Annotated in this window: 11 protein-coding genes; 6 read left to right on the top strand and 5 right to left on the bottom strand. The window is 49.1% G+C overall.

The window, feature by feature from the left end; all coding sequences use genetic code 11:
- Entirely contained in the window at nucleotides 1–1,152 is a 1,152-nt protein-coding gene (locus KU392_RS00430) for a 50S ribosomal protein L11 methyltransferase (RefSeq protein WP_169294815.1), read from the top strand.
- Nucleotides 1,153–1,166: 14 nt separating this feature from the next.
- On the opposite strand, the gene KU392_RS00425 is transcribed toward KU392_RS00430, so the two are convergent.
- Nucleotides 1,167–1,421 (bottom strand): hypothetical protein, encoded by a 255-nt coding sequence (locus KU392_RS00425; protein WP_169294814.1) that lies wholly within the window; start codon nucleotides 1,419–1,421, stop codon nucleotides 1,167–1,169.
- Between the two features lie 269 nt (nucleotides 1,422–1,690).
- Here KU392_RS00425 and KU392_RS00420 point away from each other — a divergent pair, with 269 nt between their 5' ends.
- Both KU392_RS00420 and KU392_RS00415 read left to right on the top strand, forming a co-directional pair.
- Nucleotides 1,691–2,041, top strand: a complete 351-nt coding sequence (locus KU392_RS00420) for a hypothetical protein (RefSeq protein WP_169294813.1) — start codon at nucleotides 1,691–1,693, stop codon at nucleotides 2,039–2,041.
- Between the two features lie 184 nt (nucleotides 2,042–2,225).
- Nucleotides 2,226–4,373, top strand: coding sequence for a UvrD-helicase domain-containing protein (locus KU392_RS00415; RefSeq protein ID WP_217734268.1), 2,148 nt, complete (start codon nucleotides 2,226–2,228; stop codon nucleotides 4,371–4,373).
- Here the strand turns inward: KU392_RS00415 and KU392_RS00410 are convergent.
- Together KU392_RS00410 and KU392_RS14355 are read right to left on the bottom strand one after the other, a co-directional pair.
- Nucleotides 4,347–4,685, bottom strand: a complete 339-nt coding sequence (locus KU392_RS00410) for a hypothetical protein (RefSeq protein WP_169294811.1) — start codon at nucleotides 4,683–4,685, stop codon at nucleotides 4,347–4,349. The two genes, KU392_RS00415 and KU392_RS00410, sit on opposite strands and share 27 nt — an antisense overlap.
- An 18-nt stretch (nucleotides 4,686–4,703) precedes the next feature.
- Nucleotides 4,704–4,835, bottom strand: coding sequence for a hypothetical protein (locus tag KU392_RS14355; protein ID WP_256368584.1), 132 nt, complete (start codon nucleotides 4,833–4,835; stop codon nucleotides 4,704–4,706).
- Nucleotides 4,836–4,921: 86 nt separating this feature from the next.
- Here KU392_RS14355 and dinB point away from each other — a divergent pair, with 86 nt between their 5' ends.
- Nucleotides 4,922–5,986 (top strand): DNA polymerase IV, encoded by a 1,065-nt coding sequence (gene dinB, locus KU392_RS00405; protein WP_211182352.1) that lies wholly within the window; start codon nucleotides 4,922–4,924, stop codon nucleotides 5,984–5,986.
- 118 nt (nucleotides 5,987–6,104) lie between these two features.
- Here the strand turns inward: dinB and KU392_RS00400 are convergent, their stop codons facing one another.
- The gene (locus tag KU392_RS00400; RefSeq protein ID WP_169294809.1) at nucleotides 6,105–6,563 is read right to left on the bottom strand and encodes a GatB/YqeY domain-containing protein; all 459 of its coding nucleotides are present in this window, start codon (nucleotides 6,561–6,563) and stop codon (nucleotides 6,105–6,107) included.
- A gap of 63 nt (nucleotides 6,564–6,626) precedes the next feature.
- Here KU392_RS00400 and KU392_RS00395 point away from each other — a divergent pair, with 63 nt between their 5' ends.
- The gene (locus KU392_RS00395; RefSeq protein WP_217734267.1) at nucleotides 6,627–7,352 is read left to right on the top strand and encodes an alpha/beta hydrolase family protein; all 726 of its coding nucleotides are present in this window, start codon (nucleotides 6,627–6,629) and stop codon (nucleotides 7,350–7,352) included.
- A gap of 118 nt (nucleotides 7,353–7,470) precedes the next feature.
- On the opposite strand, the gene pbpG is transcribed toward KU392_RS00395, so the two are convergent.
- Nucleotides 7,471–8,304, bottom strand: coding sequence for a D-alanyl-D-alanine endopeptidase (gene pbpG, locus KU392_RS00390; RefSeq protein WP_246587171.1), 834 nt, complete (start codon nucleotides 8,302–8,304; stop codon nucleotides 7,471–7,473).
- A gap of 403 nt (nucleotides 8,305–8,707) precedes the next feature.
- Between pbpG and purL the strand changes: the two genes are divergently transcribed.
- Nucleotides 8,708–12,751: a phosphoribosylformylglycinamidine synthase gene (purL, locus tag KU392_RS00385; protein ID WP_217734266.1), complete on the top strand. Its 4,044-nt coding sequence runs from the start codon at nucleotides 8,708–8,710 to the stop codon at nucleotides 12,749–12,751.
- Nucleotides 12,752–12,763 lie beyond the last annotated feature (12 nt).

Raw genomic sequence — 12,763 nt, 5'->3', positions numbered from 1 at the left:
ATGACTGTTGAAATTATGCCGCAAACCCTTTCCTGGCAGGAAAACGAAATAAATCATGCTGTCCAGTGGCATTCTGAAAGCGGTGCCAGGCCACCCAGGCGTATTGTGCCTGTGAATGATACTTTGACTGCCGATGAGGCACTTAGGCTGGCGCATGAAGGGGTCGGTTTACTGTGGCAGGGTGATTATCAGAATGCCCGTCAGCTGTTGCAGGCCATGGCACGGCGTCTTGATAAGAAAACGGCCAGAAAAAAAGAAAAAACCGCCACCAGGGAAAACAGTCGTGATGCTTTCAATTTGTACCGTTTGGGGAAGGCTCAACGTGCCCGTCTGTTGGGTATGCTGCTTATTCGAATTGAGCCTGGCTTTCATATCGCGCTTCGTCGCGCTCCTGATGTGCAACAAGCCTGTGAACAAGTGTATGACCATACCGGTGCTTTTGTAGTTTCACTCAGAGAGTTGTTGGGGGTGATTGGTGCTTATGAGTGGCGCCGCAACGGCGTGCCGGTGCCCCAGGCAGGTGGCAAAATCCATCCGTTTTATGGGGTGTTTTCACCGGTACGGGGTGAATATTTGCAGTTGCTCGACCAGGCCCCCTTGCCTGAAGGCTGCCAGACCGCGTTTGATATTGGTACCGGTACCGGTGTTTTGTCAATTATTCTGGCCAAACGGGGAGTACCGCATATTGTGGCGACTGATTTGCAGGAAAGGGCGGTTGAATGTGCCCGTTTCAATATTGCCAATCTGGGCCATGAGGACGTGATAACGGTAGAGCAGCGCAGTTTTTTTCCTGAAGGCAAGGCGGATTTGATCGTTTGTAATCCACCCTGGCTTCCTGCAAAACCATCCTCACCGCTGGAGCAGGCGGTGTATGATCCCGGTAGTGCAATGCTGAAGGGTTTTTTGCAGCATCTACCCGCTCATTTAAACCGGAATGGCCAGGGCTGGCTGATTATGTCTGATTTTGCCGAGCACCTTGGTTTGCGAAGCCCTGAAGACTTGCCTGACTGGATACGCCAGGCGGGATTAACCGTGCTGGAACGGCTTGATATAAAACCGCATCATGCTAAAGTGACCGATGCCACAGACGGGTTGCATGCCGCCAGAAAGGCGGAAGTGACCCGTTTGTGGCGGTTGGGTGTTCAAGACTGAATGGTTGCGCGTAATCAGTGACACTGAAATGTCATGAAATAGGCATCGTCCGGATTGCCCGAACCGGTGGGTGCATGTTGTGATGCGTTGACAACCGATTGCACCCCGCAGGTGGCCTGTGCTGTTTTCATGCACATTTCCCAATTGGGTGGCGTATTGGCATCTGCAGAACATTTAACACCAAAATTGTTTCTGTCAACAACGTCTATGCCGCTGGATGCGCAGCCTGCCAACACGAGGGGAAAAATAGCAAACAGTATTTTTTTCATGGATTTTATCTCCTGGGGACAGTAGTTATTGTAACGAAAATAAGAGAAATTTTTTACTTTTATTGAAATAAAGGATATAGTATTCCAGTAGCTGAAGAAAATTTCTTACTGTTTAAAAGTAATGTAATTTTCTAATGTGTGCACTTGCAATGCAATTTCCCTAATTTGGTAAAAGATGAAATTGTGATTGCAAGGTTTACAATGAGCAATATGGAAACGGGTAACGCCTATTTCAAGGATTTCAATCGCCTATTTCAAGGATTTCAATCATGAGAAAATATATTATCCCTGCTTTGGTCGCACTCACTGCTTCAGCAATGGTTCAGGCGGTTCAGGCTCAGGAAAGAGATACGCGCTCTGCTTGGGCCAAATCCCAGGACATGTATGTAGAGCCCACTTTACGCATTAGAGAATCAACGGTCGTGCTCACCCCCGAGCAGGCCCAGCAACTTAATGCAGGCGCACAACTTCCAGTGGGTTCCTATCAGGCTGATACAACGGTAAAAACAATTGTATATCCTGATGGCCGTACAGAGAGGGTTCAAGAGACCTCTACCACGGTTGTGCCCGCCGCACCGCAAGGTACTGCTCCGGTCCAGGATATGTCTTCGCCTAAGTAAGTTTCAAGACTTCGGTACTCGCCCGGTCTGGCTTTTTAGTCAGAAACTCCAGGCAGTCCATATGCCCGCCTTAAAGGCGGGCATTTTTATTTTCGCTTCTGTTGTCCTGGATGTATTTGGCCATTACTTCATTTTATGTGAATTTCTTTTATTAGAATAAGGTTGCTTTTTAGGCGGAGCAGCGATGAGTGAATCTGGCAGTGATGGTGAATTACAGGAATTGAAGGCTTATAAAAGCCTGTTTGACAGGATAGAGCGACAACCCCTTACGCATGAACAGCGTACTGCATGTGTATCCAGTGCCAGAAATACCCTGGTTTTGGCCGGTGCCGGAACCGGAAAAACCAGTACGCTGGCAGGTCGTGCCGCTTATTTACAGGCCAGTGGCAAGGCCAGGCCAGAGCAGATTCTGTTGCTGGCGTTTGCCCGAGAGGCTGCTCATGAAATGGATAGTCGTATTGCTTCACGGCAGAAGCAAGGGGGCGGGACTGTTCAAGCCAGAACATTTCATGCTTTGGGCTTAAGTATTGTCCGGGAGGTTGAGCAAACCTCGATTGCCTTGTCCGAGTTAAATGATGACACTTGCCTGCAGGCCTATCTTGACAGGGAGTTTTTTCAATTACTTAATGGTTCGGCCCGGTATGGACATCTTGTCTTGTCATGGTTTGATGCCTATGAAACCCAACCTCGTTTTCGGTCCTGTTTTAAAGCGGAAAAAAAATATCGGGCTTACCTGGAGCAGCATGTTTTCAGGTCGTATAACGATGATTACACCAGAAATGTGAGTGAAATGTTGTTTGCCAATGCGCTGGTCGTGCTGGGTATCCCTTATGTTTATCGAGCGCATTATTTCAGGGATATTTATTTGCGTGCTTATGAACCTTATTGCTGCTGCTTTTACTTAAGTACTTATGATTGCTATGTGGAAATTCATGATCTGCCTGAATCATGGGTCATGCATGATCCGTTGGTGGAAAAATACCGCACCAGGGTGCGGGAGATTCATTGCCAGCATGGTACTTTTCTGCTTGAGTTTTACGAGCAGAAAATAGACGCTTCAGGTATTAATCCGTTTGTTGGCATGATTCAGCAGGCCTTGGGTCTTGGGCCGGAGTGTTTGCCCATTTCAGACAAGTTGTTTCGCTCACCTTCCCGTTTACGTCATTTGGTGCATTTGCTGAAGTCGGCGCTGCTGGCGGCCCGGTCAGGGCATCAAAATTTGTCAGTCATGCGGACCTTGCTGGAAAATAAAACCGATTTTCAGCACCGCTATCAGCGGATTTTGCTGGACTTGTTAATTCCCCTGGCCCAGTCACATGAACAATATATTCTGGACTCTGGAAAAATTGACTATGCCATGATGATTGACAGGGCGATCCGTTACGTTCAGGAGGGTAAGTATATCGCTCCATGGAGCGATATACTGATCGATGAGTTTCAGGATTTGTCTGCCCAGCGCTATGCGTTGATTAAGGCGCTAAGAGTGCAAAATCCACAGATACGGCTTTTTTGTGTGGGCGATGACTGGCAGGCCATTTATCGCTTTGCTGGCAGTGATATAGCGTATACCTCTAAGTTTGAGACCTGGTTTGGTAAGGCAAGGTGTGTGGCGCTGCGTCATACATTCCGGTTCAATAACCGGATTTCGGATGTGGCCAGCCGCTTTGTACTGGAAAATCCCTCACAAACCCGTAAGTGTCTGATTGCCGGTGTGCAGCAGACCGGGCCGGCTGTGAGTGTGTTGGATGAAAAACAAGGGGTGGCGGGTGTCTTGCGGGAGATTGTCCTGAAGCACGGTGATCAGCCAGAGAAAACCGTATTGATCCTGGCCCGTTTCAGGCATTTATTGTTGCCGGCTTCTGCCTTGCAAGCTTGGGAACAGCAGTTTTCGGGATTGCATTTGAGGGGGGTAACGGTGCATGCGGCAAAAGGACAAGAGGCCGATTATGTTATTGTGCTGGGTTTGAATAATGGTGAGTTCGGGTTTCCATCGGGTAAAGTGTCCAACTTATTGCAAGAATCTTTGTTGCCTGAAGCGGAAGATTTTTCGCAGGCAGAAGAGCGGCGTTTGTTTTATGTGGCATTAACCCGGGCCAGAAAGCATGTTTACCTGATGTATGAGCCTGATCATCCTTCAGCGTTTGTACTTGAACTGTTAGAGAATGGTTATGCGATAGAAGTGCAGAAAGATAAAGACCCGCAAGTGGGCAGGATATTATCTTCCTGGTGTCCGGGGCCTTTGCCGATGTGGAAAGACCTTCCATGGGTTTCGTTTAAACAGAGACTGAAAACGACTTTATGTCGTTTAATTAGGTTTGATAAAAGTGCGTGAATCGTGATAGTTCAGGAAATCCAGCCCGGTGTGAAAGCTGTTTTCATCTGAGCAAAAGAAAATAACCGTATCTTCCGATTGCATGTTGACCAGCACGGATTCCATTTCGTCTTCAATGTCCAGTGATTCGTCCAGTGAAGCAACGTGAATATCATTGCCCTGTTCAAAACGCTCTTTGGGGACCAGGGTGGTAATTTCTTCGAAATCGGTTTCACCCAGGATGAAATAAACATTCAATGACAGATTTTCCACTTCACACTGGATTTCTATACCATGTTCGAGGGGGCGGATTAAAGTGCTTTGCAGTTCCATGGGGTAGCGCTGTTGTTATTATTGGGGAGCCATTAAATTGGTTGGGGGGGGTACATCGGCAGGCATCGAAGGGGCACCGTCATAGGCACCCTTGCTGGCGCAAGCGGCAAGTAGGGCGGTAACAGCCAGTAGAAGCAATTTGTTTTTCATGATTTATAATGAACGTGTAAGAGGTGTTTGATGGGTGCTTAATGCATGACTGCCTATTGTAATCCAATTTAAGGTTTGCTTTTTTGATGACGCGCAAGATTATTCATGTTGACATGGATGCCTTCTATGCTTCTGTCGAGCTTAGAGAGAATCCATCGTTGCAAGGCAAGCCGGTTGTGGTTGCCTGGGATAGTGCCCGCTCGGTGATTTGTGCCGCGTCGTATGAGGCCAGGAAATACGGTTTGCGTTCGGCCATGTCAGTGGCCAGGGCCAGGCAATTATGTCCGCAGGCCATTTACATTCCGCCCAATTTTGATCTTTACCGCTCGGTTTCCCGGCAGGTAAGGTCGGTGTTTGAATGTTATACCCACAAGATAGAACCTTTGTCACTGGATGAGGCTTATCTGGACGTCACCTCAAACCTCAAGAATCTGCCTTCTGCCACCGAGGTCGCCAATGCCATTCGGGCGGATATTTTTTCGCTGACTGGATTAACGGCTTCGGCGGGTGTGGCACCTAACAAGTTTTTGGCAAAAATTGCTTCAGATTGGCATAAACCCAATGGTATTTTTGTTATTTCCCCTTCCAAAGTACAGGCTTTTCTGGCACCGCTGCCATTGCAGAAGATTCCCGGTGTGGGCAAAGTGACCCTGGCCAGGTTTCATCAATTGGGCTTGTTTACGGTTAGTGATCTTTTACGCTTTAATGATGCTGAGTTGGCCTATCATTTTGGCAAATTCGGCTATCGCCTGTATCAACTGGCACGAGGGGTTGATGACCGGCCGGTGGAATCCAATCAGCCAGCCCGGCAAATCTCAACAGAAACCACCTTTGAAGACGATATTGCGTTTGGGCAGGTAGAGACCTTTCTGGCCGCATTGTGCACCAGGTTATGGGGGCAGTTGCTTAAAAAGAAAAAGTTTGGCTATACAGTGACATTAAAGCTTAAAACAAACACGTTTCGCATAATTACCCGTTCAAAGACCTTTTCTGTTCCGCTGCACAGTCAGGCTCACTTGCTTCAGGCGGGTCAATCTTTGTTGGAGAGGGTGGATGAAGATCTCAGGCGTTATCAGTTTCGTCTGGCGGGTATCGGTGTCAGCCATTTTCTTGAAGACGGGCAAGGCGGTCAGCAATTGTCCCTGCTGTAGAGGGGGTGATAATGGGCTAACCCGCGCTACGTCATGGTTGTTCTGTGTGGCGCGGGTGAGCCTGTCAGGCTTATGCTTGTTGTGAGTCAAGCCAGGCCTGGCTGGCGGGTGGTTTGAATTACATGATACGAGCTTTGAGTTGTTTGGACAGCTCGGACATGTCGGCGCGGCCGGCCAGTTTTTGTTTGATGATGGCCATGGCCTTGCCCATGGCAGGCGCACCACTGACGCCTTGCGCGGCGACTTCTTCGATGGCGGCAGTAATGACGGCAATGATTTCTTCCGGACTGGCCTGCTCGGGCAGGAACTCACTAAGCACTTGCATTTCCGCTTTTTCTGCCTCGGCGGTTTCGGTGCGTCCGGCTTTTTCGTAAGCGGAAATGGATTCTTTTCTTTGTTTGATTTGCTTTTCGATAATGGCCAGAATTTCGTCGTTGGACAGTTCTTTGCGTTCATCGACTTCTTTTTGCTTGATGGCAGCCTGCAATAAACGCAGGGTACCCAGGCGCTCGGATTGTTTGGCGCGCATTGCATTTTTAATTTCTGCCGAGATGGTTTGTTTTAAAGAATCAGACATGAAAATTCCAGGGGAATGTTAAGATAGGGTTATATTATTACGCAGTTTTTTATAGGCATCAACATGACAGCGCTGGTAACTGAAAGAATACTTGTTCCCGGAAATAAGGACATCAGGCAATTATTCGTTATTTTTTTTGATGATATACGACAAAAAGAGAATCTTGATGTGCTGGTGCAGCAAATATGCCAGCATTTTGAAAATGCGGCTGTGGTCGCGGTTTGTCATTATCCGGTTCAGGCCAATAAGCCTGATTCCTGGGAGGCAAAGCTGTTGCAGCATATAGCCCTGTCAGAGGCGGAACTGGCGCAGATGGTTATGCAAAGTGATGAACAATATCTTGCTTATCTCAATGAAAAAAGGCAAGAATTTGGGCTTCCCGTAGAGGCAACCGCCCTGATTGGGGTGGGCTATGCCGCGAGCGTGGTGCTTGAATTGACCAAAGCCGAACAGGTTCCGGCGGGGCGGGTTATCACTTTTGGCGGGCGGTATGTACAATTGCCTGAGTCCCTTTCCCTAGAGCAGACAATTCATTTATTGCATGCTGATGAAGACGAGAAAATCAACATTCATTTTGCCCGTGATACCCACCTTCATATTGATCAAATACAGGGTGATGCAACGGTGGATATTGCCAATAAAACCAAAAATTCACTGGATCCGGTACTGAGCAAGAGAATGATAGAGCGGCTGCTGACTTGTGTGCCTTTAAGGTTCTGGCAAGAAGCCGATAGTGGCGAATACGAATTGCATCCGACCGGTCCAGAGGCAGATGATAAAATTCATTGATAAAAATTTATTGATATAAATTAAGGCCTGGTCAATAAAAATTAAGATCGGATCAATAAAAAAAATCCCCGGTTTATGCCGGGGATTTTTTTATTTGGACTTGCCGGTTTATGTGGACTTACAGCAATGTGGGGTAATCGCTTTGTACCAGATGGCGAACCCGGATGGCATCGGCAAAACGGGTAAGGCGGCCCTGGGAATTCAGCAATACAACGGCAACCGGACGACCATCCATTTGTGTTTTCATGACCAGGCAATCACCGGCTTCTTTAATATAACCGGTTTTTGAAATCTGAATTGTCCAGTTGGAATTTCTGACAAGACGGTTGGTGTTTTTGTATTTTTGTACTTTTCCATTACTGGTGACCACTTCATATTCATCACTGGTGGAAAGTTGACGAATAAGCGGTTGTTCTGATGTGGCCTGAATTAGCTTGACCAGATCACGGGGAGAGGAAACATTCATGGGGGACAGGCCGGTGGGTTCTACGAAGCGGCTTCTGGTCATGCCAAGAGCGCGGGCCTGTGCATTCATTTCGCGCACAAAGGCTTCCATGCCACCCGGGTAAGTGCGACCCAAAGCATGGGCGGCCCTGTTTTCAGAGGACATGAGGGCCAGATGGAGCAGTTCACGGCGACTCAGTGTGGTACCGATACTTAGTCGTGAGCTGGAGTACTTGAAGCGGTCGACATCGGCATCCGTAATTTGAATTTGTTCATCCATGGGCAAATGTGCTTTGGCAATGACCAAGGCGGTCATGAGTTTGCTGATGGAGGCAATGGGGCGTATGGTGTCGCTGTTTTTGGAAAACAGCACCTCGTTCGAGTTGAGGTCAACCACAAAGGCCACTTCCGATTTCAGGGAAGCGCCAGCATCGGCCGAGCCGGTTACATTTGGGCCCGAAATGGGTTTGTTGGGTGTTTGGGCATGAACCACGGGTGCCAGCTGCATGCTGAAGGCGCAAAATGCACTTAAGCACGCTGACAAGGTTTTGTTCAGGTATTTTCGCATAGTCAAGGATAAATATAATTAGAATAGGGTTTTTTTCATTTTCAATTATAGAATTGAATATAAAAAAAGTATATATATTAAATAGTTATGGATGCTTTTTAAATTCATTATGAAGATATTCGGAATGTTGGACTGGTTTGATTTATAAGACTTTTTTTATGGGTGGCATGTGGTCTTGTGCTCCTGTCATATTGTAATTATTTGTATCAAAATAATTGGGGCGTGGCAATCCTGAGAGAGCCGGCCAATATTTTTGTCTATTAAGGTTTTTTCCGAGAGCCAATCGCCAAGGCAGGCTAAAATGGAGGCTTTCCATCCAGCTTGTTTTTTTGTGAACAAAAACGTGTCTATTTACCAATTTATTCCCGGTTCTTCAGTGTTGTCTGCGTTTAAACGCGAACGTCTTCTTGCCAAAATGAAATCGGCGGGTATTCCCGTTGCCAATGTAGTTGCCCGCTATGAGCACCATGTGCTTAGCGAGCAAACCCTTACCGAAGCTGAACAGCAGCGTCTGAAGCAATTGCTTGATTATGGTCGCCCTGTTAATGCTGAAGACATTCAGGATAAAAAAACAGTCAGTTTACGTGTCTTGCCTCGTCTGGGAACCATTTCTCCCTGGGCCAGCAAGGCGACTGATATCGCCCATAACTGCGGTTTGTCTGGCATTAAAAGAATTGAGCGCGGTATTGAATACCTGTTGATTCCTGAAAAAGGCTTGTTGGGTAGCAAACATTTTACCGAAGCGCAGCTTGCCAGCATTGCAGGCATGCTGCACGACCGCATGACTGAAACCGTGGTCGATGTCGATTTTGACGGGCAGGAATTGTTTAAGACGCTTGAAGGCAAGCCTTTGCAAACCGTGTCGGTGCTGGCACAGGGTAAAGCGGCGCTTGAGGCGGCCAATACCGAATTGGGTCTGGCTTTGTCCGAAGATGAAATTGATTATCTGGTTGATGCCTTTAACACGCTTGGACGTGATCCCACCGATGTTGAGTTGATGATGTTTGCCCAGGCCAACAGTGAGCATTGTCGTCACAAGATATTCAATGCCAAGTGGAAAATCAATGGTGAAAATAAAGAAAATACACTGTTTGGCATGATTCGTGAAACCCATGCGGCCCAGCCCCTGGGTACGGTGGTTGCCTATTCAGACAACTCGGCCATTATGGAAGGCGGGGTTGCCCAGCGTTTCTATCCTGATATTGCCGAAGCCGGTCCAGGCAAATACGCTTCACATGAACGTCTTACCCATGTTCTCATGAAAGTGGAAACCCATAACCACCCAACCGCTATTGCGCCGTTTCCTGGTGCAGCTACCGGGGCGGGCGGTGAAATCCGTGATGAGGGCGCCACCGGACGTGGTTCAAAACCCAAGGCGGGGCTTACCGGCTTTACGGTTTCCAATCTTCAGTTTGATGATGCCCCCGAGGCTTGGGAAAAAGACTCTCATGGTGCGCCGGACCGTATCGCGACACCGCTGGATATCATGATAGATGGTCCTATTGGGGGTGCTGCCTTTAACAATGAATTTGGCCGGCCCAACTTGCTGGGTTATTTTCGGGTTTATGAACAAACCGTTGCCGGAAAAAAATGGGGTTATCACAAGCCCATTATGCTGGCTGGTGGTATGGGTGCCATCGATGCCAGTCAAACCCATAAAGATGAAATACCTCCGGGTGCTTTGCTGGTTCAGCTGGGTGGCCCGGGCATGCGTATTGGTATGGGCGGCAGTGCCGCCTCCAGTATGGGTGTGGGTGCCAATTCGGCCCAGCTTGATTTTGATTCCGTGCAGCGCGGCAACCCTGAACTGGAGCGTCGTGCCCAGGAAGTGATTGATGCCTGCTGGCAGCTTTTGGATAACAACCCCATTATCGCCATTCATGACGTGGGTGCGGGCGGTTTGTCCAATGCTTTCCCTGAACTGGTCAATGATGCCGGCCGGGGAGCGATTTTTGACTTGAAACGGGTCAACCTTGAAGAGTCGGGCATGTCTGCCGCTGAAATCTGGAGCAACGAGGCCCAAGAGCGCTATGTACTTTCCATCCTGCCTGAAGACTTGCCGCGTTTTGACGCGCTTGCCAAGCGTGAGCGTTGTCCATATGCGGTGGTGGGTGTCGCCACTGAAGAGCGTGTGTTGCGTGTCACTAATGGGGAAGGGCTGCCTGGCGAGGCAGGTACCACCTCACTGGATCCCGCCACCGAACTGCGCCCGGTCGATGTACCTATTGATGTGATCCTTGGCAAACCGCCACGCATGTTCCGTGATGTCACCCGGGTTCAGTTAAGCGAAGCGCCTATAGATGTTACCGGTCTTGACTTTGATACCGTTGCCCGCCAGGTCATGCGTCATCCTACCGTGGCCAATAAAACCTTCCTGATCACCATTGGAGACCGTTCGGTGGGTGGGTTAAACGCCCGTGACCAGATGGTTGGGCCGTGGCAAGTGCCTGTGGCTGATTGTGCGGTTACACTGGCTTCTTACGAAGGGTATCGTGGTGAGGCCATGGCACTGGGCGAGCGTTCTCCGCTGGCCATCATTAATGCGCCCGCTTCAGGACGGATGTCGATTGCTGAGGCCCTTACCAATCTGGCCGCTGCCGATGTTGCCAAAATTGAAGACATTAAGCTGTCCGCCAACTGGATGGCCGCTTGTGGGTCGGAAGGTCAGGATGCCGCCTTGTATGATACGGTACAGGCGGTCAGTCAATTGTGCCAGCAAGTCGGTCTTGCCATTCCGGTCGGTAAGGATTCCCTGTCCATGCGTACCAGCTGGGAAGAGAACAATGAAAAGAAAGAGGTCATTTCACCTGTCTCCCTGGTAGTGACCGCTTTTGCACCGGTTAATGATGCGCGTCAAACCCTGACCCCGCAACTGGTGACCGATCAGGGTAATACTTCCCTGATTCTTATTGACCTCGGTTTGGGTAAAAACCGTCTGGGCGGTTCCGTGCTGTCGAATGTCATCAATCAGTATGGCAATGAAGTTCCCGATCTTGAAGATCCGGAATTGCTGCGCAAGTTTTTTGTGACCATACGTGCGCTGGCGCAAGACGGTTCCATTCTTGCCTACCATGACCGTTCTGATGGCGGTTTGCTGGCAACAGTCAGTGAAATGGCTTTTGCCGGGCATACCGGTGTCTCCATTAATCTGGATATGCTGACCTTTGACCAGAATGTGGCCGACTGGGGAGATTACAAGATTCGCCCCGAACAGGTTGCCGTGCAGCGTGATGAAAGCACTATCAAAGCTTTATTCAATGAAGAGGCCGGTGCTGTCATTCAGGTGCGAGCTTCCGATCGTGATGCCGTGTTGCAGGTATTGCGCGGTGCTGGCCTTTCCTTGTGTTCGCATGTTATTGGCAGTCTGAATACCCATGATGAAATTGAGTTTTACCGTGATGGCAAGCGTATATTCGGTTTTGATCGTGCGGTGCTGGGTAAGGAATGGAGTGAAATCAGTTACCAGATCATGAAGCGTCGTGATAATCCTGCCTGCGCCGTGGCCGAGCTTAGTGTATGGGATGACAAAACAGATCCGGGTTTCACGCCAAAAGTGGATTTTAATCCCCAGGAAAATATTGCCGCGCCTTTCATTAATACGGGTGCGCGTCCCAAGTTGGCGGTATTGCGTGAACAGGGTTGTAACAGTCATGTGGAAATGGCCTGGGCCTTTACCAAGGCCGGATTTGATGCCTACGACATTCACATGACTGATCTTCTCAGCGGTAAAGCCAATCTGTCTGATATGCAGGGCCTGGTGGCTGTGGGTGGTTTCAGTTACGGTGACGTTCTTGGTGCCGGTGAGGGTTGGGCCCGTACAATCCGCTTCAATGATCAGCTTTCTGAGCAGTTTGCGGCGTACTTTGCCCGTCCTGACGTTTTTGCTCTGGGTGTATGTAATGGTTGTCAAATGATGGCAACCCTGTCTTCCATGATTCCGGGTGCCGAGTACTGGCCCAAGTTCACGTATAACCAGTCTGCCAAATACGAAGCCCGCCTGACTATGGTGGAAATTGCCAAATCGCCATCCATTTTCTTTAAAGACATGGAAGGCACGCAATTACCGATTGCCGTTGCACACGGAGAGGGTTATGCCAACTTTGCCGAACAGGGTAACAAGGAAAAAGTGCTGGCGAGCGTACGTTATGTGAATAACTATGGCCAGATTACTGAAACTTATCCTGCAAACCCCAATGGCAGTCCTTATGGTCTGGCGGGTGTTACCACGGCAGACGGCCGTTTTAGCATCATGATGCCTCACCCCGAGCGGGTAACACGTAATGTCATGATGTCCTGGGCCCCCGAGTCCTGGGGTGTCAAGGATGAAGGCGGTGATTACACGCCCTGGATGCGCATGTTCATGAACGCCAGGGTGGCTTTAGGCTAGTACCCGACGGTC

Origin of the sequence: Advenella alkanexedens, from assembly GCF_019132845.1 — a bacterium.
Taxonomy (GTDB): domain Bacteria; phylum Pseudomonadota; class Gammaproteobacteria; order Burkholderiales; family Burkholderiaceae_B; genus Advenella; species Advenella alkanexedens.
This window is presented reverse-complemented; position numbering and strand designations above follow the sequence as displayed.